Source organism: Methylobacterium sp. FW102-HT35C08, from assembly GCF_058790235.1.
The window spans coordinates 208192-232818 of sequence record NZ_JBYTCL010000002.1; the positions used below are offsets into that span (position 1 = coordinate 208192).

Consider the following 24627-nt stretch of genomic DNA (forward strand, 5'->3'; position numbering starts at 1 on the left):
ATCCTCGGTGTCAGGGCGCGGCCACGCCGTCGGCGCGCGGCGCCGGCTCGTCGTCGGGCGCGCGCAGGCGGTAGCCGACGCCGGTCTCGGTCAGCAAGATTCGGGGACGCTCGGGATCCGCCTCCAGCTTCTGGCGGAGCTGGCGCACGTACACGCGCAGGTATTGAGGGTCCGATGAGGACGAGACCGAGCGCATGAGCTGGGCGTGCGTCAGCACCTTGCCGGCATGCAGCACCAGGACGCGCAGGAAGTCGTATTCCCGGGGCGTCAGCTTCACCTCGGCTTCGTCGATCTTGACGATGCGCCGGATCAGATCGACCGAGAGGTTGTCGACGCGGAAGATCGGTCGCTCCCCCCGGGCGGCGAGCTGGTGCCGCATGGCGGCACGCAGGCGCGCCAGAAGCTCCGCCATGCCGAACGGCTTGGTCACGTAGTCGTTGGCACCGAGATCCAGCGCCTCGACCTTCCCGCCCTCGTCGTCGCGACTCGACAGCACGACGACGGGCAGGTCGGGATGACTCGCCCGGACCGTCCGCAGCAGGTCGTGACCGCGCATGTCGGGCAGGCCGAGGTCGAGGATCACGAGATCGACGCCCTCGCGGCCGAGCAGCGCCAGGGCGGTCCGGCCATCGGCCGCTTCCAGGACGGCGTAGCCCTGTGTGGCGAGGCCCATGCGCAGGAGCTTGCGGATCGGTGGCTCGTCGTCGACGACCAGAACCTTCGGACTCATGCGGCGATGTCCCTGAGCGCGCTGCGGGCGGGGACCGGCAGAGCGATGGTGAAGCAGGCGCCGCTTCGATCGCGCCGGTTCGCGGCCGTGACGGTCCCGCCCATCGCCTCGACGAAGCCGCGGGAGATGGCGAGCCCCAGCCCGGTTCCGGCCCGGACCCGGTCGCCCTTCCGGACGCGGTAGAACTTGTCGAACACCCGCTCGACTTCCGCCTCGGGCAGGCCTTCGCCCTCGTCCAGCACGGCGATCCGGACCCGGTCGTCCTCCCGCCGCGCCCGGACCGTCACGGTCGAGCCTCCGGGCGCGTATTTCGCGGCGTTGTCGAGGAGATTGACCAAAACCTGCTCGAACAGGACCGGGTCGAGCGCCAGCGCCGGCAGGTCGGGATCCACCGCCACGGCGACGCGGTGGTCGGCGAGGATCTTCTGCGTCCGGCGCAGGGCGGTGTCGACGGTCTCGGCCACGTCCTGCGCGGAGAGGTTCGGCGCCACCGCGCCGGCCTCCAATCGGGTCATGTCGAGGAGGTTCGCGATGAAGCGGTTGAGCCGCTCCGACTCCTCGATGATCGTCGCCAGCAGCTCCGCCTTCGCGTCCGCGGGCAGCGCCGCCTCGAGGTCGCGCAGCGTGCTCGCCGCGCCCAGAACCGAGGCGAGGGGCGTGCGCAGGTCGTGGCTGATCGAGGTCAGCAGCGCCTGGCGCAGACGGTCCGTCTCCGCGGCGCGCTCGGCCCGGTCGAGATCTTCCACGAGCCGGACCCGCTCGATGGCGAGCGCGCCCATGTCGGCCAGGGCGTCGAGGAGGCGGCGGCCCTCCGGCGACAGGATCGGCCCGGTGCCGTCGGAATCGAGGCCGATCACCCCGATCGTGCCGCGCCCGGTCCGCATCGGCAGGAACAGCCGCTTGGCGCCGGGCAGCGTGTCGGCGCCGCGGCCCGCGGGCCGGTCGTTGGCGAAAGCCCAATGCGCGGCCGCGAGGTCGGCCTCGTCGAGCATGTCCTCCGGCGGGTAGCCGGCCCGGACGGTGACGGCCTGACCATCGGGCAGGAGCAGAACGACACGCACCTTCAGCATCGCGGCGACCTGGGCGCAGGTGGCCCAGAGCACGTCGTCGAGGGTTCCGCAGGCGGCGAGCTTGCGCGAGAAGCCGAACAGCCGCTCGGTGGCCCGCGCGCGGCCCTGGCTGACCACCGCCACCCGGCGGGCGCGGGCGGCGAGGTTCGAGACCAGCACCGCCACCAGCGTGAACAGCAGGAAGGCGGCGACGTTGGTCGGGTCGGCGATGGTCAGCGTGTAGACCGGCGGCAGGAAGAAGAAGTTGTAGGCAAGCGAGCCCGCCACCACGGCGGCGAGGGCCGGCCCGAGCCCCCAGCGCACCGCGACCGCGACGACAGCGGTCAGCAGGAAGAGATCGGCATTCTCGACGCCCGCATAGGGCTGGGCGAGGATCGCCGCGCCGAGTCCCGCGGCGACCGCCGCCAGGGCGATGACATAGGGCCGCGCCTCGAAACTGGACCGCGGAGCGGCCAAAGCCACGGCGCGGCGCGGCTGCGTTTCGTCCGGCACGGCCTCGCCGGGGACCACGTGCACGCTGATATTGCCGCTGCGCCGCACGAGATCGTGCACCACCGAGCCGTTCACGAGCTCGAACAGCCACGACCGGTTCGCCTTGCCGACGACGATGTGATTGACGTTGGCGGAGCGGGCATAGTCGAGCACGTCGTCGGCGATCCGGCGTCCGCCCGGCAGTGTGACGGCGTCGCCGCCGAGCCGGTCGGCGAGCCGCAGGGCCTCGGCGATCCGGTCGCGCTCCGCCTCGGTCAGGGCGGCCGCCCGCGCGCCCTCGATCGAGAGCGCCGTCCAGGGTGCGTGCAGGCGGTCGGCCAGGCGCTTTGCGTAGCGCACGAGGCCGGAGGAGCGAGGATCCTCGTTCACGCAGACCAGCACGCGCTCGCCCGCCGCCCAGGGGCCCGCGATGGCGTTGGCCCGCATATGGCTGAGGAGCTCGTCGTCGACGCGGTCGGCGGTGCGCCGGAGCGCCAGCTCGCGCAACGCCGTCAGGTTGCCGCGAGAGAAGTAATGCTTCAGGGCGCGCTCGGCGTGGGTCGGGACGTAGACCTTGCCGTCCCTCAGGCGCTGGATCAGGTCGTCGGGGTTGAGGTCGACCACCTCGATGTCGTCGGCCCGGTCGAGGACACCGTCCGGCACCGTCTCGCGTACCCGGATGCGGGTGATCGACGCGACCACGTCGTTGAGGCTCTCGACATGCTGGATGTTGAGCGTCGTCAGGACGTCGATGCCGGCGTCGAGCAGTTCCTCGACGTCCTGGAAGCGCTTCGGGTGGCGCGAGCCCGGCGCGTTGGTGTGGGCGAGTTCGTCGACCAGCGCGAGAGCCGGCCGGCGGGCGAGCAGCGCGTCGAGGTCCATCTCCTCCAGGACGGTGCCGTGATACGGCACGGCGCGGCGGGGGATCGTCTCGAACCCGTCGAGCAGGGCCTCGGTCTCGGCGCGGCCGTGCGTCTCGACCACGCCGACCAGAACGTCGAGCCCGGCCTTCATCCGGGCCCGGCCGATGGTCAGCATCTCGTAGGTCTTGCCGACGCCGGGGGCGGCGCCAAGGAAGACCTTGAGCCGGCCGCGCGTCCGCTCCTCCCGGCGCACCGCTTCGAGCAGGGCATCGGGCGAGGGGCGGGCAGGGTCGCGACCGGTCTCGGGCATGATCGCCATCTTAGCAAAACACCGCGGATATCGCGGGATCGTCGCGTCATTGCGAGCGGAGCGAAGCAACCCAGGGCATCGGGACGCCGGTGGACATGGCGCGACTGGATTGCTTCGCTCCGCTCTCAAAGACGAAGCGGGATTTTCGACACGCCAATTCGATGTCCACCCAAGGGATCGGGCCTCACGCGCCCTGTCCGTGACGCCAATCGGCATCGATCCGACCGGACGGTGTGTCCCGAGCTGATATCGCGTTCGCCTCAGCGGGCGGCGAGCCCGTCGACCGCCAGGTTCAGCGCCAGGACGTTGACGCGCTGCTCACCCAGGATGCCGAGCGTGCGGCCCTCGATGCGCGACGTCACGAGATCGCGCACGCGCTCCTCCGGGATGTTTCGGGCCTTGGCGATCCGGGGAACCTGAAAGTAGGCGGCTTCGGGCGAGATGTCCGGGTCGAGGCCGGACCCGCTGGTCGTCACGAGATCGACCGGCACCGGGGCATTCGTGTTCTCGGCCCTGAGCGCCTCGACGTCGCCCTTCACCCGCTCGGCCAAGGCCGCGCTGGTCGGGCCGAGATTCGAGCCGGAGGAGTTCGCCGCGTTGTAGGGCGCCGGCACCGTCTTCGCGGCGTCGGCGGGGTCCGGCGCCGTCGTGGCCGAGGGCCGGCCGTGGAAGTAGCCGGCGCCGGTGAAGTTCTGGCCGATCAGACTTGAGCCGATGACCGTGCCGTCGCGCTCGATCAGGCTTCCGGTGGCCTTGGCGGGGAAGATCACTCCCGCGAGGCCGGTCATGGCGAGGGGGTAGGCGAGGCCGGTGATCACCGTCAGCGCGGTGAGCAGGACCAGGGCGGGGCGAAGCTGTCTGAGCATGGCGGATCTCCGTGGAACCGGATCAGGCGAGGTGGAGGGCGCTGACGGCGAGGTCGATCGCCTTGATGCCGACGAAGGGCACGAGGACGCCGCCGAGCCCGTAGATCAGCAGGTTCCGGCGCAGCAGCGCGGCCGCGCCGACGGCCCGGTAGGTGACGCCGCGCAGGGCCAGCGGGATCAGCGCCACGATGATCAGCGCGTTGAAGATGATCGCCGACAGGATCGCGCTCTGCGGCGAGGCGAGATGCATCACGTTGAGCGCCTGGAGCTGCGGGTACAGCCCTAGGAACATCGCCGGGATGATGGCGAAATACTTGGCCACGTCGTTGGCGATCGAGAAGGTCGTGAGCGCGCCGCGGGTCATCAGCAGCTGCTTGCCGATGCCGACGATCTCGATGAGCTTGGTCGGGTCGCTGTCGAGATCGACCATGTTGCCGGCCTCGCGGGCCGCCACCGTGCCGGTGTTCATCGCCACACCGACGTCGGCTTGGGCCAGCGCCGGAGCGTCGTTGGTGCCGTCACCGCACATGGCGACGAGCTTGCCCTGCGCCTGCTCCTTGCGGATCAGGGCCAGCTTGTCCTCCGGGGTGGCTTGGGCGAGGAAGTCGTCGACGCCGGCCTCGGCGGCGATCGCCGCCGCGGTCATCGGGTTGTCGCCCGTGATCATCACGGTGCGGATGCCCATCTGGCGCAGCTCCGAGAAGCGCTCGCGGATTCCGCCCTTCACGATGTCCTTGAGGTAGATCACGCCGAGCAGCCGCCCGTCGCGGGCGACCGCGAGCGGCGTGCCGCCGGCCTTGGCGATCGCCTCCGCGATGGACCGGATCTCGGCCACGAATCCGCTCTCGGCTTCCGGACGGAACGCCAGGGCAGCGTTGGAGCCGTGGGCGGCCATGGGCTGCGCCGACACGGACGCGATGACCGAATCCACGGCACCCTTGCGGATGGACGAGCCGTCCAGATCGACGCCGGACATGCGCGACTGGGCGGTGAACGGTACGAAGGTGGCGTTCAGCGCGGCCATGTCGCGGGCCCGGAGCCCGTACGTCTCCTTGGCGAGCACCACGATCGAGCGGCCCTCCGGCGTCTCGTCGGCCAGGGAGGCGAGCTGCGCCGCATCGGCGAGATCCCGCTCCGAAACGCCGGAGACCGGGCGGAACTCCGTGGCCTGCCGGTTGCCCAGCGTGATCGTGCCGGTCTTGTCGAGGAGCAGGGTGTCGACGTCGCCCGCCGCCTCGACGGCGCGCCCCGACATGGCGAGCACGTTGAAGCGGACGAGCCGGTCCATGCCGGCGATCCCGATCGCCGAGAGCAGCGCGCCGATGGTCGTCGGGATCAGGGTGACGAACAGGGCCACGAGGACGATCACCGGGATCGCGCCGCCCGCGTAGCTCGCGAAGCTCGGGATCGAGGCCACCGCGAAGACGAATACGATGGTGAGCCCGGCCAGCAGGATGTTGAGGGCGATCTCGTTCGGCGTCTTCTGGCGCGCGGCGCCCTCGACCAGGGCGATCATGCGGTCGACGAAGGTCGAGCCCGCTGCCGCCGTGATGCGGACCTTGATCTGGTCGGAGAGGACCTGCGTGCCGCCGGTCACCGCCGAGCGGTCGCCGCCGGATTCGCGGATTACCGGGGCGGATTCGCCGGTGATGGCGGCCTCGTTGACGGAGGCCACGCCCTCGATCACCTCGCCGTCGGAGGGGATCAGGTCACCGGCCTCGACCAGCACCACGTCGCCGACCTTCAGGGTCGTACCCGGCACCGTCTCGTAGGCGAGGCCCTGACCGGTGAGGCGCTTGGCCGTCATCTCGGTGCGGGTCCGCCGCAAACTGTCGGCCTGGGCCTTGCCGCGCCCTTCCGCGAGCGCCTCGGCGAGATTGGCGAAGATCAGGGTGAACCACAGCCAGAGAATGATCTGGCCGGAGAAGGCGAGGTCGCTGCCGCCGGTGATCAGGTCGCGGACAAACAGCACGGTGGTGAGGAGGGCCACGACCTCGACCACAAACATGACCGGGTTTCGGATCATGGCGCGGGGGTCGAGCTTGCGGACGGAGCCGATGAGGGCCGGCCCGATCAGGGCGGCGCTGAACAGGGATGATGTCTGACGCGACATGGGAGATGTCCGGAAGGGGTTAGGTGCCCGGCGCGGCGCGCCGGGCGCTGTCGGGATCAGAGGGCCAGCCTGCCGGCCGTCAGCGCGTAGGCGGCCAGGAGGGCGAAGCCTCCGAGCAGGACGACGCCGAGGAGCGCCAGCACGAGATCGGAGGTCCGCACCGCCTGGGCGCGGTCGCTTCGCCGCGGTTGCCGGTGCAGCACGAGGTGATGGCGCGGCAGGCGCCGGGAGGGGAGGGCGCGCGGCATCTCAGCCCCCCGTCGCGAAGGTCTGGCCGGCCGCGCCCGCGAGGTGCTCGACCACGGGGCCCAGCGCCAGGGACGGGAAGAAGGTCAGGCCGCCGATGATCAGGATCACGCCGACGAGGAGCCCGACGAACAGGCCGCCATGGGTCGGGAACGTGCCCGCCGAGGCCGGAACCCTCTTCTTCGCGGCGAGCGAGCCCGCGATGGCGAGCACCGGGATCTTCACGAAGAACCGCCCCACCAGCATGCCGATGGCGAGCGTGCTGTTGTAGAACAGGGTGTTGGCCGTCAGCCCGCCGAAGGCCGAGCCGTTGTTGGCCGCCGCCGAGGTGTAGGCGTAGAGGATCTCGGTGAAGCCGTGCGGGCCGGCATTGGCCGGGCCGGCGAGGCCCGCCGGCAGCACGGTCGCGAGCGCCGTGAAGCCCAGCATCATCAGCGGCAGGCAGAGGATGCCGAGCATGGCCATCTTCACCTCCTTCGCCTCGATCTTCTTGCCGAGGTATTCGGGGGTGCGGCCGACCATCAGGCCCGCCACGAAGATCGCCACGATCACGAAGATCAGCATGCCGTAGAGGCCGGCGCCGACACCGCCGATGATGATCTCGCCGAGCTGCATGTTGAGCAGCGGGATCAGCCCGCCGAGTGCCGTGAACGAATCGTGCATGGCGTTCACGGCGCCGCAGGAGGCCGCGGTGGTGATCACCGCGAACAGCGCCGAGGCCGCGATGCCGAAGCGGGTCTCCTTGCCCTCCATGTTGCCGCCGGTCAGCCCGAAGCTGTTGAGCACCGCGCTGCCGTTGGCCTCGGCCCAGTAGGTGACGGCGACGCCCGCGAGGAACAGGATCCCCATGGCGCCGAGGATCGCCCAGCCCTGGCGCTCGTCGCCGACCATGCGGCCGAAGACGTTGGTGAGCGCGGCGCCGATCACGAAGATCGAGACCATCTGGACGAAGTTCGACAGGGCGGTCGGGTTCTCGAACGGGTGCGCGGCGTTGGCGTTGAAGAATCCGCCGCCATTGGTCCCGAGCATCTTGATCGCCACCTGGCTCGCCACTGGTCCGAGCGCGATGGTCTGCTTGGCGCCCTCCAGGGTGGTGGCGTCGGCGTAGGCGCCGAGCGTCTGCGGAATCCCCTGCCAGACCAGGAACAGCGTGTAGGGGATGCAGATCGGCAGCAGCACGTAGAGGGTCGCGCGGGTGACATCGACCCAGAACGAACCGATCGTTCCGGTAGAGGCTCGGGCGAAGCCCCGGATCAGCGCCACCGCAACCGCAATGCCGGTCGCCGCCGACAGGAAGTTCTGGTGCGTCAGGCCCAGCATCTGGGTCAGGTCCGACAGCGTGGTCTCGCCGCCATAGGATTGCCAGTTGGTGTTGGTGATGAAGCTGGTCGACGTGTTGAACGCGAGATCCGGCGCCACCGCGGCCTGATCGGCCGGGTTGAGCGGCAGGACCGCCTGCAGCCGCAGGATCGCGTAGAGCACCGCGAAGCCCAGCACGTGGAACAGGATGACCGCGCCCGTATAGGCCAGCCAGTGCTGCTCCTGGCGGTCATCGATGCCCGACACCCGGTAGAGCCCGCGCTCGATCGGTGCGAGCACGGGCGAGAGGAGGGTGCGCTCTCCGGTGAAGACGCGGGTCATGTACGACCCAAGGGGCTTCACGAGCGCCAGAACGACCGCGCAGTAGAGCGCGATCTGGATCCAGCCGTTGAGGTTCATGGGGAGGGTCCGTGCGCAGCCGCTCAGAACCGCTCGGGGCGGACGAGGGCGTAGGTGAGGTAGACGAGGAGGCCGGCGGTGACGCAGGCGCCGAGGGTCAGGTCGAGGCTCATGGCGGCCTCGCTCACAGCCGCTCGCAGGCCGCGGCGTAGCCGGCCGCGGCGGCGAAGAAGGCGAGTCCCCCCGCGAGGAAGACGATGTCGAGCATGGTGGTCGGGTCCGGTTCGGCGGACCGACCGCGGAGGCTCCGCGACCGGTTCCGGCCAACCCGGAATGTGGCCCCGAACCGCGTTAGGGTTCGAGGCGTGGACAGGGCGGATCTTATAAGGGTCGCATTAGGATTGGGCCGTGCCGACCGTCCCTACCGGCCGCGCGAAGCACGTCGTCGGCGCACGTGATGTCGGCGCTGGACTCGGTGAACGGCCCTCCGGCGGAAACCTGATTGACGCGCTCTGACGATCTCAGCTTCCGGGGAGATCGTGAACCTCGTCAAAGAAGAACTCTTTCCAGCTGGTCGGCTTCTGCTTGATGTAGCCGGCGCGCGAGAAGAACTGGGCGGCCGGGAGCAGGTTCTGCGGCGCCGCGGAGAACACCATGCCGGGCCGCGCGATCAGGGCCGCGAGGGCGTCCGCCGAGATGCTCTCCTTGTTGACCTCCAGGTAGATCCTGGCCGCGGCCGGCTTGTCCGTGTCGATCAGGGCGATGGCCTCCTTGATCGCGCCGACGAACGCCGCGATGACCTTCGGATTGGCGTCGTGGAAGGTCGTCGTGCTGTAGACGCAGCCATTGGTCAGGGGGCCGCCCATTACCGCGACCGAGTCGAGGACCTCGTGGACGCCCGACATGGCGAGCTCCTGGTCCTGATACGGCGGCTGCGAGAAGTGCGCGGTGACGCCGTTGTTCTTGTTCTGGAGCGCGATCATCGCGTCGGGATGACCCATGCCGACGGTCATCGCGTTGAACTTCTCCAGGGCGCCGGCCCCGAATTCCTTCTCGACGGCGATCCCCAGCACCACGGGCTGCGTCCCGACCCGGATGGTCGGGACCGCGATCCGGTCGGCCGGTCCGAAATCCGCCAGCGTCTTCACGTTCGGGTTGTTGGTGACGAGCTTCATCGGCAGGGCGCCGGTCGCCACGACACCCTTCACCCGCCCGCTCGTTTTGCCCCACATGATCAGCATGTTCGGTCCGCCGCTGATCACCATGTCGACGCCGCCGGACAGCAGCGCGTCGTTGCTGGCGCCGCCATTGGTCAGGCGCGTCCACGTCACCCGGAGGTTGTCGATCCCGGCAGCCTTGGCGTGCTTTTCCACGAGGCCGAGCTTCTCGGCGATCACGGCCGGCAGGTAGGACAGGCCGGGCTGCTTCGCGATACGCAGCTCGCCCGCCTCGGCGCGCGCGGCGCCCGACCGGATCAGAGGCGCTCCGAAGGCGGCGGCCGAGAGGCCGGCCCGGAGGAGTGTCCGCCGGGTGGAGCCGCAACGATCTGTCTTGGTGTCGCCGGAACGCATGCAGCCCTCGTCTGGGAAGGATGATCCAGCCGGTCTCGCCGGCGGAATGACATTCTGACGCTACTGCATAAGGGCATCGGCGGGTAGGCGGATGCTGTATTCAGATATGACAGAAGGATCGGTGTCGCGTGTGCAGGCGGCCGGGCGGCCCAAGGCGGTAGCCGGTGGACCCTTTGGACGCGCGTCACGCGGTCCGCTCGCGACGACGGCGCGGCTGTGACCACGTCGACGCAAAGCTGGGCACGCGTCGCGGTTCTGGGTTCCGGGTTCGCCTACGGTGACCTGACCGGCTGGTTTTGGACCGGGCTGATTGAGAGGATCGGCCTGGACCAGAGGCGTCGGACATGCGGCGAGGTCAGAAGACGAGCGCGGAGCAGGTGGTGCTGAAGCTGCGCCAGATCGAGGTGCAGACAGCCCAGGGCAAGAGCTTGGCGCTGGCGTGCAAGGAGGCGGAGATCTCCGAGCAGAGCTATTACCGCTGGCGCAGGGAGTACGGCGGCCTCCAGGTCGACCAAGCCAGGAAGATGAAGGACCTGGAGCGCGAGAACGCGCGGCTACGCCGGCTCGTAGCTGACCTGTCCTTGGTGGGTCAGGTGTTGGCGGACGTCGCCTCGGGAACCTTGTAGCCCCCGAGCGACGCCGGCAGGCAGTGGTCGGCATCCGGGGGACGTACGGTCTCTCGGAACGTCACGCCTGCCAGATCGTCGGTCAGCACCGCGGCACGCAACGCACCGTGCCGACCGTGCCGGCCGATGAGGATGCACTGACCCAGGCCATCATCGCCCTGGCGTCCGAGTACGGGCGTTATGGCTACCGCCGCGTCACCGCGCTGCTGCAGGCAGACGGCTGGCGGGTGGGCAAGGACCGGGTTCAGCCCATCTGGCGGATGAGCGCCGAGTCGGGACCCCTCTCTGCAGGATGGTAACGTCCTCAACAAACAGCCGTTTTTCGTCGAGAGGTAGGGTCTCGATCGGCGCCGACCGGAATCCCGCTTTCTCCTCGATTTTGCGAATGATACCAACGCGCTGCCTTGGCTTTGGTCGGGGGTCCCGCTTCAACGCCGATCCACAATCAGCGCGACGGCACCGCGATGGTCGGCGTGAAAGCGACGCCAGACGGGCTGTGGATGCCGTTTAGTAGGCTCAAGGTACGTGCGGGTGCGACTCCGCCACGCCATTCTAATGCCGTTTGCGTGCGTGCTCCCCGAACACCCGCACAGCAGCACGTTCGCGTTAGCGATGTGCTCGGCTGAGGCTGGTTGTGCAGGAGTTTCGGCGGCAGGGCCGCCTGCCCGTGGCGTGCCGGACTCCCATCCCGGCCAGAGATCTCTGCCTCCCCGTAGCCTGTAATCAGACGTTTCGGGCTCCAGCGTAGGGCCCTAAGCGGTTCCCGCGGCTATGTCCGCTCCCATACATCCGCCGTCCGGAAGCGCACCGGCATCAGATCACCCCAAGCCGCCGTTCCGATCACGATCCAACCTACCTGCCCAGACCGATTATGACGCCTCTCCCAAGCGGCCGTTCGTCGGCCAACCGGCAACCTCGATTTGGTGTGGGAAGCAGACAGTTCACTGCAGGATACCGAGGCGAGAGCGCACCGCTACCGTGACGATGGCGTAAAACGGAACGACGATGATGGCGGTCGCGCCCCATACCCATAGGGCTACGTCTTCCAACATCAGCGCCGCAATTATTCCGAACCAGTATGCGGCTTCGAGGAGGTGCACGAGGACATTGAAGCGATCCTGTTTCATCGCTTTCGGAACGGCGAAAGGGCGTCGTCGAGGTGTAGGCATGAGCTTCTCTCCCGTCGACGGCCGAGCCATCCCACAGGAGATCTCACAGGTTCAGTCGCCTCAAAGTGGGGGCGCCACGACGCTGTGGATAGCGACCGCGAAGGAGTTCGGCTGAGGCGGCGGATCATCTCTGAATGTCCGAGCCAGATTGAGAGCGGTCCCCGCGGCCCTGTCTGCCTCGATGTATCCGCTGCTCAAAAGCAGACCGGCGGATATCCACCCTCTCGGACGCCCAGGGAATCATCAGCGTCGGCCGAACTTGGCCGAAACCGGCTGGCCCGCTTCGGAGAAAAGCTGCCAGAAAAGCGGACGAGCTCCTACCGACCCATGTCAGACGGTGGGCGAACGCAACACGATACCCGGAAGCGGACCTGCTGACATCACGATGCTTGGACCGGCGTAGCTTAGCCGTTGCATCCCGTTCACCAGCGCGCTACCGTTGCGATGTCGGAAAAGGCAGACTTGGTTTGGTAAGCCCAAGTCCTTTCGGTAACGAAAGCTCTGGTCTTTGGCCCCGTGCTGCGGACCCCCACGACGAACGAACGACGCCCTCGCGCGTCCGGCCGTTCGTCCGCGTGGGTCTCGGGTTCGGGAAACGCTCCGGTCGAACATCGACTTGGGAGCCCGACCATGCCCACTTCACCGACGCATTATGACACGATCATCGCCGGCGCTGGTCCCGTGGGCCTGTTCCTCGCCTGCGAGCTGTCGCTTGCCGGGTGCTCCGTGCTGGTCCTCGAACAGGCGTGTGATCCGTCCTCACCGTTGAAATACGCCCCGTTCGGACTGCGCGGCCTCTCAGTTCCGACCATCGAAAGCCTCGATCGCCGGGGCCTGTTGAACGCGATCGAAGCTCACGCGGCCAGCCGTGCTACGCCAGGGACGGCGCATTGGATGAAGCAAACCCGCCGTCCGGGCGGCCACTTCGCCGGCATCCAGTTCTTCCATGATCGGATCGACACCGCGCGCTGGACCCATCGCCTACCCGGCGCCGTCAGCAACTTGGCTGCGGAGATGGCAGGCATCGAAGCTGTCCTGAGCGCGCGAGCGGAGGCGTCGGGCGTCACGGTCCTGCGGGGCAGGGGTGTTGAAGGCTTTACCCAGACGGACGAGTTCGTCGTCGTCCAGGCAGGCGGCCAATCATTTCGAGGATGCTGGCTCGTCGGCTGCGACGGGGCCCGCAGCACGGTGCGCAAGGCGGCCGGCGTCGGCTTTACGGGCACCGAGCCCGAGTTCACCGGCTACTCCGTCCAGGCCGAGTTGGCCGGCGCGGACGCGCTCATGCCGGGACGCCAGTACACCGCGCAGGGCATGTACCTGTTCACCCCGCCCGGCACGATCGCGATGGCCGATTTCGACGGAGGCGCATTCCATCGCTCCGCCCCGATCACGCGCGAACACGTCGAGGCTGTCCTGCGCAGGATCTCAGGCACCGATGTTACGGTGACGAAGCTCGAACTTGCCACCACCTGGACCGACCGGGCCTACCAAGCGAGCGCGTATCGCAACGGTCGGGTGCTGCTGGCCGGTGACGCGGCGCACGTCCATTCCCCGCTGGGCGGACAGGGCCTCAATCTCGGGCTCGGCGACGCGATGAACCTGGGCTGGAAGCTCGCCGCCACGATCCACGGCGATGCGCCGATGGACCTCCTCGACAGCTATGAGCGCGAGCGGCATCCGGTCGGCGCCCGTATCCTTGACTGGTCGCGGGCCCAGGTCGCGCTGATGAGGCCGAGCCGAAGCTCGCGCGCGCTTGAAGCCATCATCCGCGACCTGACCGAGACGCCGGATGGCGCAACCTACTTCGCCGAGCGGGTGTGGGGCGTCTCGCTTCGCTACGACCTCAGCGGCAGCCATCCTTTGGTAGGACACAGCGTTCCCGATTTCGTGCTGAACGATGGACAGAGGGTCGGCAGCCTTTTGCGCGGCGGCAAAGGCTTGCTCTTGGAATTCGATCCAGGCGCAACGCATCAGACCTTTGCGTGCCGCAAGTCCAAGAAGATCAGCTATGTCGCAACGAACGCGCGGGATGGACTGGGCTTGCGGGCCATCCTCGTACGGCCAGACGGGATCGTCGCTTGGGCAAGCGAGACAGCTGTTGATGAAGCGACCGTCAGCCGAGCTATGACGCCCTGGTTCGGCGACTGACCGAGCCACGTGACCTGCCTCAGCGATGTCCGCTCCGAGGCGGTCTCCGCTCCAGAGCGGTCTGGCTGGAAACCACCCCAAGCAGCCATCTCGGTTCCGACCCAACGCGGTCGTTCACGCGTGACCGGGCTGTTGCGCGGCGGCGAGTTCGCTCGTTGCCCGTGCGATCTCCGCACCGAAGGCCCTTCGGCAGTATGCGACTAGCCGGTCGGTCCGGTCGGCGTCGCCGCGAAAGGCGATGTGGCCATCCGGGCGAACGAGCACGAGCGCCGGGCGGCCCTCCAGGCCGTAGGCGCCATGGGCCTTGCCGTCCATGTCCGAGAGGACGGGGACGTCCGCATCGTCGACCGGCGGGCCCGCCAGGACGAGGCGCGGCCGCACCCAAGGCCATGGCGTGACGGCGTCGGCTGCATCGAGCAGCGAGGCGCCCGCGTCGGATGACCGGCCGTCGAAGCACAGGAGCGACCAGCCGGTCGTGTGGCCGTCCGGGTTGTAGAGGAACGGGAACAGGCTCGTGGTCTCGCCGCGATGCGTCACCTCTGCGTCCGGTGCGCGCTCGCCTGGCTTCGGTCCCGGCCGCAGCACGGTCGCCAGGCCGGACAGGCGGTCCTCGTTCAGGAGGCTCTTCGGGTACTCGACACCCATCTGTTGCATGTCGTCCGTGCCCTGCAGGAGCGAGCCGAGGTTCGGGAGCGCCTTCGCGGCCAGGCCCAGGACCGTATCGGTGACCCGGCCGCGGTAGACGGTCCATCGGAAGCCGCGCGCCTGCTGAGCACTGAGGCGGGCGTGTTCGCCGCCCCGCTCGCCGTCGTAGGAGTCCAGGATGACCGGCGCAGCCTCGCCCCGCAGGGTCATTGCAAGGCGCCACGCGATCTCGACGGCGTCGTGCAGGCCCGCGTTCATGCCCTGCCCGCCGATGGGTAGGGACAGGTGTCCGGCGTCGCCCGCCAGAAAGACGCGGCCACGGGCGTAACCCGGGGAGACGCCGTACTGGAATCGGCTGCGGGTGAGCCATTGCGGGTCCGACAGGGTCAGGGTCTCGTCGCCCGTCACCTCGCGCGCGACCGCCTGCATCTCGTCGAGGGTCGGGTCGCGGTCCGGTACGCCAGTGTCGTCGGCCAGGAAGAACAAACGATGGTATCCGCCCCAGACCGGCAGGATGCCGGCGAAGCCGCGCTCGTAGTAGAAGAACCAGAGCTGATTGGGCTCCTGCGAGCGGCGCCAGGAGAGCTTCGCGTCGACCTGCCGGTTCATGCAATCCGGCAGCCGCTCCGGTTCGAAGTCGAGATCCAGCATCGGCCGGATCGCACTCTTCGCACCGTCGGCCGCCACGAGGTAGCGGCAGCGGCGCCGCTCCTCCGGCCCGTCTTCGCCGCGCCGTAGCACCACCGTGACGCCCGCCTCGTCCTGCTCGACGCCGGTCACCCGGCAGCCCCGGTCGAGCCGGCCGCCGCGTGTCTCGAACGTGTCTGTCAGGGTTCGCTCGATCACGTCCTGCCCACTGTAGAGGACCTTGGGGTAAGGGGTGGCGACGTCAGCGATGGGAATGGGTGTCGTCGGGGTGCCGTTGACGAAGAAGTTGATGGTGTGGATCGCGTAGCTGTTCTCGGCCAGCAGGTCGCGCAGGCCGATGCCGGCGAGCAGCTCCTGCGGGCGCGCCCAGAGGTTGTTGGCCCGCGAGTAGGCCTTCACGTCGGTCCGTTCTTCGAGGATCAGGCATGACACGCCGTGATGGCGCAGGGCGTTGCCCGTCGTCAGGCCGATGGGCCCGGCACCGACGACGATCACGTCGGCGTCGTAGCCCTGCGTGGCGGAGGCGCGATTCGTTCCTGGGTCTTCTTCCGCGAGGCGGCGGCGATGGTTGCGAAGTCTCCTTGAGAGACACCGATCCGCTGCTGCAGCGTTCGCAGCAAGGTTCCGGCGGCCTCCATGGCTTCCGGGGACATCCCTTCGGTGAGGACGTCGGCCCAGAGGTCCTTGCGCTCCGTGGCCTGTTCGTAGGCGGCTTCGCCACGCGGGGTCATCGCGACGAGGGGCGCGCGGCGATGGTGGGGGTTAAGTTCGAGCCGTAGCAGTCCGTCCTCGCGCATGTCGTCGACGACGCGCTGCACCGACTGGCGGGCGAGGCCCATGTTGCGGGCGATGTGGGCGACCGGCAGCGGGACCGGGGACAGGGCGATGGCGCCCAGGACCTGCCAGCGGGCACTGGTCAGGCCCAGGTCCCGCACCAAGGCGTCGCCGGCCTCGATCAGGTCGCCGTTCAAGCGAAACACGTCGATGACGAGACCCGACCACGCGCGGCGTGTTCGGAGGCTATCTTCCGAGGGCGTTCCTGCCGCAGGGCTCATGATGCGCTCCGAGTTCGTAGATGGCTACCGAAATGACAGTCGGCTGTCATTTTGGCCACTAAACGAGCCCGATGGGGATGGGTTCCAAGCACTTCCCGCGCTGCAGCCGGATCGCATCCGCCTCGTCAGGGACGGGCGGAGAGCACGTCCCGCGCGAGGGTCCAGCGCCAATGGCCGTAGCGGTCGTTGTCCAGTGGATGGAGCTTGCCGCGTCCGCTGGCCATGTCGCGAAGGTACTGCATGCCCTGCCATGCCGGGAAGACCGTCTGCTTCCCCGGTGTCAGGGCGCGCGCGATCCGGATCAGCCGCCCGAGCCGGTCGATGTCGCCAGCGCGCCAGAGCCCGTAGGCTCGTCCCGTCACGTTCGTCATCAGTCCGACGAGGGATCTCGGGCTGACCACGTCCCCCGCGATGCGCAGGAAGCGGGGGGCCGCCTCGTCGAGCGCGACCTCGGCGGTGTAGCGTGCCACGTCGTCCTTCGTGGTGAAGTCGAACGGCTGGTCGGGATCCCCCCAGTACAGGATCCGGCGCGGCCCCCGCAGTACGATGGGCGCACCACCGGCCAGAAGTTCGGTGAAACCGCCGTTCAGCACGGACGTGACCCGCATCGGCGAGCGGTCAACCCGGTCTATGAAGGCGCGGCGCAGGTCGAGGTTGCGGTTGTCGCCCGGACGCGTGCGCGTGAAATCGAGGGAGAAGTCCGAGGGGATGAAGCGAGGTACCCCCGCCCGGGCCGCCGCGTCGAGGAGGCGCCCCTGCGCCCCGAGTATCACCGGCTCCAACCCGTTCAGCGCCGACACGACGCAGGCCGCACCGCGACAGGCGGAGACGAGGGAGGCTTCGTCGTCGTAGTCCACTGCGACCGCCGTGATGCCATGGGCGGTATCCGCCGGGATCGCGGAGGATGACCGGCGCACCAGCGCGCGCACATTGGCCCCACGCCGCGCGAGGCCCGAAGCGATGCGTGCGCCGAGGTCACCGCTCCTGCCCGCCACTACGACCGTCGTTGCGCTTCCGTCGCGTTCGTCCGATCCGGTCATCGATCCACCTCCGGGCACCACCATGGCCCCTGCCGGGCCGACAGATCGAGCGTTACATCGTTCCGCATCGGAGCATAATATGCCCTGACTGAAACGTGGCGTTGCGAGATCGGAACGATGATGGAGCTGTCCGATATCCGGGCGTTCGTCCGTGTGGCGGATCTCGGAAGCCTGTCGCAGGCGGCTCGCGCCCTCGCCGTCCCCAAGTCGACGGTCAGCCGTTCCTTGAGCCGCCTCGAAGCGACGGTCGGCGCCATCCTGCTCGACCGCTCACCACGGCATCTCCGCCTCACGGAAGCCGGTCTGCTATTCCGCCCGCACGCCGCCCGCATCCTCGCCGACGTCGAGGAGGCGGGCACCGCCATGGACGGGTTCGGCGGCACGCCGCGGGGGACGCTGCGGGTCAGCGCGCCGTTCACGCTCGCCATGACGCTGGTCGCACCCATGACGCCCGGCTTCCTTGCGCGGCATCCGGAGGTCCAGCTGCTCCTGGATGTCGAGGACCGCGTAGTTGATTTGCCCGTCGAGGCCGTGGACCTCGCCATCCGAGTGGGCCCGTTGCCCGATAGCGGCCTCATCGCTCGCCGCCTGATGTCCACCGAGATGTGGACCTGTGCGAGCCCCGCCTACCTCGCCGCGCATGGAGCGCCGGGGCAGGTCGCCGATCTGGCCAGTCACGCGTTGATCGCAGGCCTCACCCGCCCGGCGGCGTGGTCCTATACCGCCCCGGGCGGGGAGGCCGAAAGGCTGGAGGTCCGGCCGCGAAACGCGATCTGCGAGCCCATGTCGCTGAGGCAGGTCTTGGTCGGCGGGGCGGGGATCGGCCGACTGCCGGACTTCGTGGCCGCCGAGGCCGTCGCGCGCAGGGAACTCGTGCGGCTGCTGCCTGGGCTGACGGGGGACACGTTCGACGTACACGCCGTGTACACGAGCCACCGAAGCCTCTCGGCCAAGGTGCGGGCCTTCATCGATGCCCTCGTCGAACACCTCGCCGCGGGCACGGAGCTTGGCACTCGGACTATCGTCGAAGCACCCAGGCGTCGGTAGCTCGATGGATGCATCGCTACGATGTGCAGGCCCTGCATCCAGGTCCGTATCGGGCTTCGAGGGCTATCGGACCTGATGCCTGGGATGGACCGACCGCAATCGATCGTTCGCGGCCCTTAGAGACGGACCGTCAGCGTTCGACGCGGTTCGACCGGGCTACATCCAGCCTGCGACGTGGGCATGCGCGCGCCGGCCAGAGATCATGGGAGTCGGGCTAGTGACGGTCGCGGTCGTGTCGGTCGACCCCGGCAGCACGGGGGGGATGGCCCGGATCGTCATGGATGGGCGGCCGCCAACACCTCCCCGAGCGTCCGCGGGGCCCGGCCGAGGAGCGTCCGCAAGGCCGGATCGGTCATGGCGAAATCCCCACGGCGCGCGGCGCGGAACGTCCCGAGCAGCATGTCCGCATAGATGGCCGGCGTCCCTCCCGCGATCCTCGCGTCGCGCCATTCCTCGTCGGTGACGACCGTATGGCGCACCTCCCGACCGATCGCCTCGGACGCCATTGCCGCAACCTCGGCCATGGTCACGGCCTCGCCGGCCGTGAGTGGGGGCGTGATGCCGTCCCATCGCCCCTCGCCGGCGAGGATCGCCGCATCGGCTTCCGCGAGGTCGGCGCGAGCCGTCCAGGCGACGGGTCCGTCCTCGGGCGTCCGCAACTCGCCGGTCCGCAGCGCGTCGCCAATCATGTGCAGGCAGCTCTCCGCGTAGAAGCCATGGCGAAGCGACGTGAACGCCGGGCCCCCGTCCGCCAAGTCGGCCTCAGTGCCCGCATGCTGGTCCGCGGGCAGGAACGACGATCCCACCCGAGCCCCTGCGTGGCTGGTGTAGAGGACCCTGCCGACAGCGACGGCCCGCGCCGCCTCGATGGCGTTTCGATGGAGTCGGAGCGCCTCGTCGCCGAGCTTGTCGGCCGAGACGATCAGGACCTGATCGGCGCCGGCGAATGCCCTCCTCAGGCTGGCCGGGTCGGCGAAATCCCCCTCCCGCACCACGACGCCACGCTCCGCGAGACCGGCCGCCTTGCCGACGTCGCGGACGCTGGCGACCACCCGTTCGGCGGGCACGCGGCGCAGCAAGTCCTCGACCACGGCCCTGCCGAGTTGGCCGTTGGCTCCGGTGACAACGATCATGGAGAGCACCATGGTAGCGGCGGAAACAACGGGTTGTTAACATCGATAACGGCATGATGTAAACGGCGCTACCAACGTGGCCGTCCCGGTGGTACGGCAAGCCATGGCGGACGAACCGGCGAGCGGGATCGGGACGGAAGATGCTAGGGCGCGGATCCTGGAGGCGGCGTCCCGGCTGATCGCAACCGGTGGCGTGGCGGCCCTGACCACCCGGGCCGTGGCCGCAGCGGCATCGGTCCAGGCCCCGACCCTGTACCGCCTGTTCGGCGACAAGCGCAGCCTTCTGAACGCGTTGGCCGAGCATGGACTGGCGGCCTTCATGGCGCGGAAGACCGCGCTTCCGCCGCATCCCGACCCGGTGCAGGACCTGCGGGACGCCTGGGACACCTACGTCGCCTTCGGCCTGTCCCATCCGGCCGTGTTCGCGATCACGAACGAGGTGGGCGCGCCGGCCTCGGGGTCGCCGGCCATGCTCGCGGGCCTCGCCATCCTGCGCGAGAGGGTGCAGCGGATCGCACGCGCCGGCCGGCTCCGCATACCCGTCGGGTCAGCGGTGGCACTCATCCATGCCGCCGGCGTCGGGACCGTGGCGACCCTTCTCGCCGTCCCGAGCGAGGAACGAGATCCCCGGCTCTCGCCCCTGGCACGCGACGCGGTGCTCGATGCGGTCACCACCGACATGTCCGTGCGGGAGGAAGCCAGCCTCGCATCCCTGGCGATAGGTCTCGGTGCCCGCCTCGATGACGCCGAGGCGCTGACGCCGGGCGAGCGCCTTCTCATGCGGGAGTTGCTGAACCGCCTGTCGGGGCCAGCCGACACCGGCTGAGGATCCGCGCGCCGCCCGGCACGCGGAGGTATGCCTCGGCGCGACCCTCCCTGCCGACTCTGGCTCAGGCTGTCTCCCTGCGCTCATGCCTCGGCACCTGCGCCGTCACCCGCTGCAGGAGCTGCGCGAGCTGTTCGGCCGAATAGGGCTTGTGCAGGAGCTTGAAGCCGTCATGCCCGTCCTGTGCGAGGACGTGGCTGTAGCCGGAGGCCAACAGCACGGGGATGTGGGGCATACGACGCCGCATCTCCCTGGCGAGGGCGAGGCCCCCCATGCCCGGCATCACCACGTCCGAGAACACGACGTCGAAATCCCCCCTTCGCTTCCCAGCCGGTCGAGCGCCTCCTCGGCGGTGGCCGCCCAGGTGGTCTCGTAGCCGAGGTCCTCCAGGATCTGGGTCGCGAAGGTGCCGACCTCAACGTTGTCCTCCACCACCAGCACCCGCTGCCCCGTGCCGATCGGGGACGCCGCGGCCTCGACCGCTTCCTCCCACTCCGCGGCCTCGGCCGCCACCTCGGGCAGGTAGAGCGTGAAGGTCGTGCCCTCGCCGACGACGCTGGAAACGGCGATGTCGCCGCCCGACTGCTTGGCGAACCCGAACACCTGGCTCAGGCCGAGCCCCGTGCCGCGGCCGACCTCCTTCGTGGTGAAGAACGGCTCGAAGATGCGTTCAAGCATCTCGGGATCGATGCCCGCCCCGGTGTCGATGAGCGCGATGGCGGCGAAGGGCTGGGTACTCCCGGCGTGGCCGCGGATCGGCGGGAGCGTTCCCCCGCAGGTCAACCGAAGGGTGAGCGAGCCCTCGCCGTCCATGGCGTCCCGGGCGTTGACCGCCATGTTCACCAGCGCCGTGTCGAACTGACTCAGGTCGGCCCGCACGAAGCAGGGGCTGTCGGAGATCTCCGCGACGACCCGGATGCGGGCGCCGGTCACCGTGTCGAGCAGGTCCGCTACCGCCCGCAGCTTCTCGCCGATGTTGAAGACCTGGGGGTCCAGGGTCTGCCGGCGCGCGAAGGCGAGGAGTTGGCCCGTGAGCTTGGCGGCTCGGTCGACCGTGTCGGAGACCGCGTCGAGGTAGCGAGCCTTGCGCGCCTCGGGCAACTCGGGCCGGCGAAGGAAGTCGACAGAGGAACGGATGATGGTGAGCAAGTTGTTGAAGTCGTGCGCCACGCCGCCGGTGAGCTGGCCCACCGCCTCCATCTTTTGCGACTGGCGCAACGCCTCCTCGGCCGTGAGCAGTTCGGAGGTCCGCTCCGCAACACGGCTCTCCAACGTCTCGTTCAACTCGCGCAGACGCTCCTCGACGCCTTTACGGTCGTGGATGTCGGTCGAGGTCCCGAACCACGTGGTGATCACGCCGCCGGGATCCCGCAGCGGCTCGGCCCGGGCCACGTACCACCGGTAGGCGCCGTCATGCCGGCGATAGCGCACCTCGATCTCGTAGGTCACGCCTCGCTCGCGCGCATCCGACCAGACCGCGGCTGTGCGCGCGCGGTCGTCGGGGTGGATCGCGTCGGTCCAGCCGTCCGGCAGCGATAGTTCCAGGGATAAGCCCGTATAGGCGCACCAGCGGTCGTTCAGGAAGTGCAGGCGGCCGTCGGGTGAGGCGAACCAGACGAAGGCGGGCACGACGTTGGTCAGCGTGCGCAGCCGTGCCTCGGCCTCCCGCCGCTCGTCGATATCGATGACCGATCCGAAGTAGCCCAGGTGCTCGCCGTGCGTGCCGGTCCGCGGGGAGGCGGCATCGAGTGCCCAACGGTAGGCCCCGTCCTTTCGGCGCAGGCGGTACTCCAGGCGGAACGGTTCCCGCCCCGCGTTCGCCGTCAAGAAGACCTGCTCGGAGCGTTCGCGGTCGTCCGGGTGGACGGCGTCAAGCCAGCCGAGGACGAGCCCCTCCGCCTCGGTCTGTCCGGTGAACTCGTACCAACGGCGGTTGAGGTAGATGCAGGCGCCGGAGGCGTCCGTGATCCAGGTCATCACCGGCGCGTCGTCGGCCATGGCACGAAACCGGATCTCGCTCTCGCGCAGCCGCGCTTCGGCGCCGACGCGCTCGATGTGCGCCCAGCAGCGTTCCGTCACCTCGCGGATCAGCCCGAGCTCCTCTTCCGTCCAGTGATGCGGCTGCGCGTGGTGGATGGCCATCAGCGCCGCGAGGCGTCCGTCCTTGACCAGCGGCATGCAGATGGTGGCGGCGATGCCGATGTCCTGGAACGTCTTCGCCTCGTGCGGCGCGATCTCGACGAGGTTGTCGTTGATGACGAGGGGACGCCCGGCGTTGAGCTCGCCGACCGCGAGCCTGCCGAAGGCGGCGAGGCTGTAGTGACCCAGGATCGAGGGCGCGTCCGGGGCGTGCCAGTTGCCGCGGATGGTGAAGCCGTCGCCGTCCGGGTCCATGTCGGCGTAGGCGCAGTTGGACAGGCCCAGGTGCTCAGCGACGAGCCGCGTGGTGGTGGACAGCACGGCATCGGCGTCGCGGGCGGCTGCGGTAGCCTGGGCGAGGCGGTCGAGGAAGAGCAGGCGGCTCTCGCTGGCGGCCATCCGACGCTCGCCCAGCACACGCGCGGTGATGTCGATCACGCTGGCGAGCACGCCCATCGGCGTGCCGCCCTCGTCGACAATGGGCGTGTACTCCAGGTCCATCCAGACCCTCTCGGGACGGCCCAGCCGCCAGAGTTCGAGTTCCTGCGCGTGATAGCTGAGGGGCCGACCGGCGAGGCCGCTCTCGATGACGTGGGCGTTGAAGGCGCGGGCCTCCGGCCAGGTCTCCAGCAGTCGTCCGCCCATAGCGCGCGGGTGGCGCGGCCCGCAGACCTCGGCGTAGCCCTGGTTGTAGACGAGGATACCCTCGCGCCCCCAGATCGCCACCATCGGTACGGGCGAGAGCAGGAGCGTCTGGACGATGGTGCGGACGGGGCTAGGCCAGGCGGCCATCGACCCAAGCGGGGTCCCCGACCAGTCGTGGCTACGGATGAGGTCGCCGAGGTCTCCACCCCCGACAGGGGCCCAACCGTGCGCCGAAGGTGTCTGAGTCATCAACTCGTGCACGAATCCAGCCTTAGCCGCTTGGTTGTCCGTGCGAGTGAAACCTACGTCAACGGCTGCAGACGCGTGGGCGAAGATTGGTTGTCGGACCGAGAGGGCGACGCTTGAAGTCGCTGCGGCTCCGTCACCCTCAAGTTACCCCATCGCGCGACCCCATCTTGCGATCATGGCAGCCGCTTTCAATCGGTCGCCCTGGATTGATCGGGTAGCGCGACCAGTTGCCCGATCAGGTACAGGGGTGGTCGGTCGCGCTTGGCCCGTCAGTCAGGCGGCGGAGATTGCGGTGTCGAGCGACACCGAAGAGGGCTGGTAACTCCACACCGCAGAAGGCAGCCCAAAGCAGGAGCGACAGTCGCCTTCGAGGAGGCTGTCAACGCCGCCTTCGGGCACGCCTTCGAGCTTTCGGGTCGATTGAACAACCACGTCGCGTTCGGAGGTCCCGACGGCGAGGACCGCCATCTGAAGCCAGACGAGTAGCCGACGCTCCGCTGGAAGCTGCGGTACAACACCTATTATGGCCTCCGGCGGATGCCTCCTGCCGCCGCGCACACGGTTTCCACACCTGTTTCTCGGGTACAAATCGGGGTCATAGCCCCATTCGACGCAAGTCGCCGCTGAGCGGTGACAAGGACTTACGGCGGCATGGGCTGAATGGCGGAGACGGAGGGAGCTGGAGCCCGTTCGCCGCTAAGTCGCTGATCCTGAACGCTAAGACCCTAGGCGCGTCGCCCGCGCTGTGCCGTGCCCCTGTGACACCGCCCCACCTGAACAGCCTGCGGCGGCGGGGTCAATCCCTAGGCGCTGCGGCTCACGTGGCAGGGTGTCACCAACTTCCACCCAGTTCGGTTCGCCGGGTCAATGAAGGCCGCGACCGCCAGATCAACCGACCCGACAGCAAACAGTCATGCCGCATGCTATCGAGCTGCCCCCGGGGCGGTCCGGCTCGGCCCGGCATCGGCCATCAGCGGCAGGCCGTCGCAGCCTCGGCGTCGCGGACGTGGTCAAGTGCAAGCGGCGCAGCCTCATAAACTTCCGCTCTTGGCGTCGCTGGTTCACCAACAAGATGAACTGGACCGTGGTCGACGGCAACCTGATCGCGCTCATCGTCGGCCCCGAACGGTCAGGGCTGATCCTGGGGCGATACAGTGAGGGCCCAGAGACGGAGGCTGCTAAAGTCGCGATTGCCAGGGTGCGGCCTTCTTCGCTCGACAGTTCGCCGATCAAGGCGGCGCAACCGCTGAGCGGCGGCGGAAGAAGTAGGGTTTGAGCGTACGCGAAGCGACGATCCGGTTGCAGCCCGCTAGAGCGGTTTCGGTTTGATCTGGATCACGAGGCTCGACGGGCCCTCC

General features: G+C 68.9%; 18 protein-coding genes and 2 pseudogenes. 5 read left to right on the forward strand and 15 right to left on the reverse strand.

Going from position 1 to position 24627, the window contains the following annotated elements; all coding sequences use genetic code 11:
* Positions 1-10 precede the first annotated feature (10 nt).
* The 8 genes from AC3WSN_RS01125 to AC3WSN_RS01160 form a co-directional block, all read right to left on the reverse strand.
* Entirely contained in the window at positions 11-730 is a 720-nt protein-coding gene (locus AC3WSN_RS01125) for a response regulator transcription factor (protein WP_492535768.1), read from the reverse strand.
* Positions 727-3444: an ATP-binding protein gene (locus AC3WSN_RS01130; RefSeq protein WP_492535770.1), complete on the reverse strand. Its 2718-nt coding sequence runs from the start codon at positions 3442-3444 to the stop codon at positions 727-729. The genes AC3WSN_RS01125 and AC3WSN_RS01130 overlap by 4 nt, the downstream gene beginning before the upstream one ends.
* A 260-nt stretch (positions 3445-3704) precedes the next feature.
* Positions 3705-4310, reverse strand: coding sequence for a K(+)-transporting ATPase subunit C (locus AC3WSN_RS01135; RefSeq protein WP_492535772.1), 606 nt, complete (start codon positions 4308-4310; stop codon positions 3705-3707).
* A gap of 22 nt (positions 4311-4332) precedes the next feature.
* Positions 4333-6423 carry a potassium-transporting ATPase subunit KdpB gene (gene kdpB, locus AC3WSN_RS01140; RefSeq protein ID WP_492535773.1) on the reverse strand — a complete coding sequence of 697 codons (2091 nt, stop codon included), beginning with the start codon at positions 6421-6423 and terminating at the stop codon, positions 4333-4335.
* Between the two features lie 56 nt (positions 6424-6479).
* Positions 6480-6671: a hypothetical protein gene (locus AC3WSN_RS01145; protein WP_192707015.1), complete on the reverse strand. Its 192-nt coding sequence runs from the start codon at positions 6669-6671 to the stop codon at positions 6480-6482.
* 1 nt (position 6672) lies between these two features.
* Entirely contained in the window at positions 6673-8388 is a 1716-nt protein-coding gene (gene kdpA / locus AC3WSN_RS01150; RefSeq protein ID WP_492535775.1) for a potassium-transporting ATPase subunit KdpA, read from the reverse strand.
* A gap of 23 nt (positions 8389-8411) precedes the next feature.
* A complete protein-coding gene (locus AC3WSN_RS01155) occupies positions 8412-8516 on the reverse strand; it encodes a K(+)-transporting ATPase subunit F (RefSeq protein WP_492535777.1) in 105 nt (34 codons plus the stop codon).
* Positions 8517-8849: 333 nt separating this feature from the next.
* Positions 8850-9899: an ABC transporter substrate-binding protein gene (locus AC3WSN_RS01160; RefSeq protein ID WP_238198634.1), complete on the reverse strand. Its 1050-nt coding sequence runs from the start codon at positions 9897-9899 to the stop codon at positions 8850-8852.
* A gap of 344 nt (positions 9900-10243) precedes the next feature.
* Here AC3WSN_RS01160 and AC3WSN_RS01165 point away from each other — a divergent pair.
* Positions 10244-10785 (forward strand): annotated as a pseudogene (locus AC3WSN_RS01165) (transposase); the annotation flags it as partial.
* 681 nt (positions 10786-11466) lie between these two features.
* Here AC3WSN_RS01165 and AC3WSN_RS01170 read toward each other — a convergent pair.
* The gene (locus tag AC3WSN_RS01170) at positions 11467-11652 is read right to left on the reverse strand and encodes a hypothetical protein (RefSeq protein ID WP_492535779.1); all 186 of its coding nucleotides are present in this window, start codon (positions 11650-11652) and stop codon (positions 11467-11469) included.
* 672 nt (positions 11653-12324) lie between these two features.
* On the opposite strand from AC3WSN_RS01170, the gene AC3WSN_RS01175 reads away from it, so the two are divergent.
* The gene (locus tag AC3WSN_RS01175; protein ID WP_492535781.1) at positions 12325-13842 is read left to right on the forward strand and encodes an FAD-dependent monooxygenase; all 1518 of its coding nucleotides are present in this window, start codon (positions 12325-12327) and stop codon (positions 13840-13842) included.
* Between the two features lie 114 nt (positions 13843-13956).
* Here the strand turns inward: AC3WSN_RS01175 and AC3WSN_RS01180 are convergent, their stop codons facing one another.
* From AC3WSN_RS01180 to AC3WSN_RS01190, 3 genes are all read right to left on the reverse strand, one after another.
* Positions 13957-15630: an FAD-dependent monooxygenase gene (locus AC3WSN_RS01180; RefSeq protein ID WP_492535782.1), complete on the reverse strand. Its 1674-nt coding sequence runs from the start codon at positions 15628-15630 to the stop codon at positions 13957-13959.
* Positions 15627-16190 (reverse strand): MarR family winged helix-turn-helix transcriptional regulator, encoded by a 564-nt coding sequence (locus tag AC3WSN_RS01185; RefSeq protein WP_492535784.1) that lies wholly within the window; start codon positions 16188-16190, stop codon positions 15627-15629. Before AC3WSN_RS01185 ends, AC3WSN_RS01180 begins: the two co-directional genes overlap by 4 nt.
* Before the next feature lie 125 nt (positions 16191-16315).
* Positions 16316-17230, reverse strand: a complete 915-nt coding sequence (locus tag AC3WSN_RS01190) for an aromatic alcohol reductase (protein WP_492535786.1) — start codon at positions 17228-17230, stop codon at positions 16316-16318.
* Between the two features lie 117 nt (positions 17231-17347).
* Here AC3WSN_RS01190 and AC3WSN_RS01195 point away from each other — a divergent pair, with 117 nt between their 5' ends.
* Positions 17348-18277 (forward strand): LysR family transcriptional regulator, encoded by a 930-nt coding sequence (locus AC3WSN_RS01195; RefSeq protein WP_492535787.1) that lies wholly within the window; start codon positions 17348-17350, stop codon positions 18275-18277.
* Between the two features lie 275 nt (positions 18278-18552).
* Here the strand turns inward: AC3WSN_RS01195 and AC3WSN_RS01200 are convergent, their stop codons facing one another.
* A complete protein-coding gene (locus AC3WSN_RS01200) occupies positions 18553-19410 on the reverse strand; it encodes an SDR family oxidoreductase (RefSeq protein WP_492535789.1) in 858 nt (285 codons plus the stop codon).
* 103 nt (positions 19411-19513) lie between these two features.
* On the opposite strand from AC3WSN_RS01200, the gene AC3WSN_RS01205 reads away from it, so the two are divergent.
* Positions 19514-20236, forward strand: coding sequence for a TetR/AcrR family transcriptional regulator (locus AC3WSN_RS01205; RefSeq protein WP_492535791.1), 723 nt, complete (start codon positions 19514-19516; stop codon positions 20234-20236).
* Positions 20237-20300: 64 nt separating this feature from the next.
* Here AC3WSN_RS01205 and AC3WSN_RS01210 read toward each other — a convergent pair.
* A pseudogene (locus AC3WSN_RS01210) lies at positions 20301-23104 on the reverse strand (PAS domain S-box protein).
* Between the two features lie 438 nt (positions 23105-23542).
* Positions 23543-23737, reverse strand: coding sequence for a hypothetical protein (locus AC3WSN_RS01215; protein WP_492535793.1), 195 nt, complete (start codon positions 23735-23737; stop codon positions 23543-23545).
* Positions 23738-24182: 445 nt separating this feature from the next.
* Here AC3WSN_RS01215 and AC3WSN_RS01220 point away from each other — a divergent pair, with 445 nt between their 5' ends.
* On the forward strand, positions 24183-24545 hold the full coding sequence (locus tag AC3WSN_RS01220; RefSeq protein WP_492535795.1) for a hypothetical protein: 363 nt from the start codon (positions 24183-24185) through the stop codon (positions 24543-24545).
* Positions 24546-24627 lie beyond the last annotated feature (82 nt).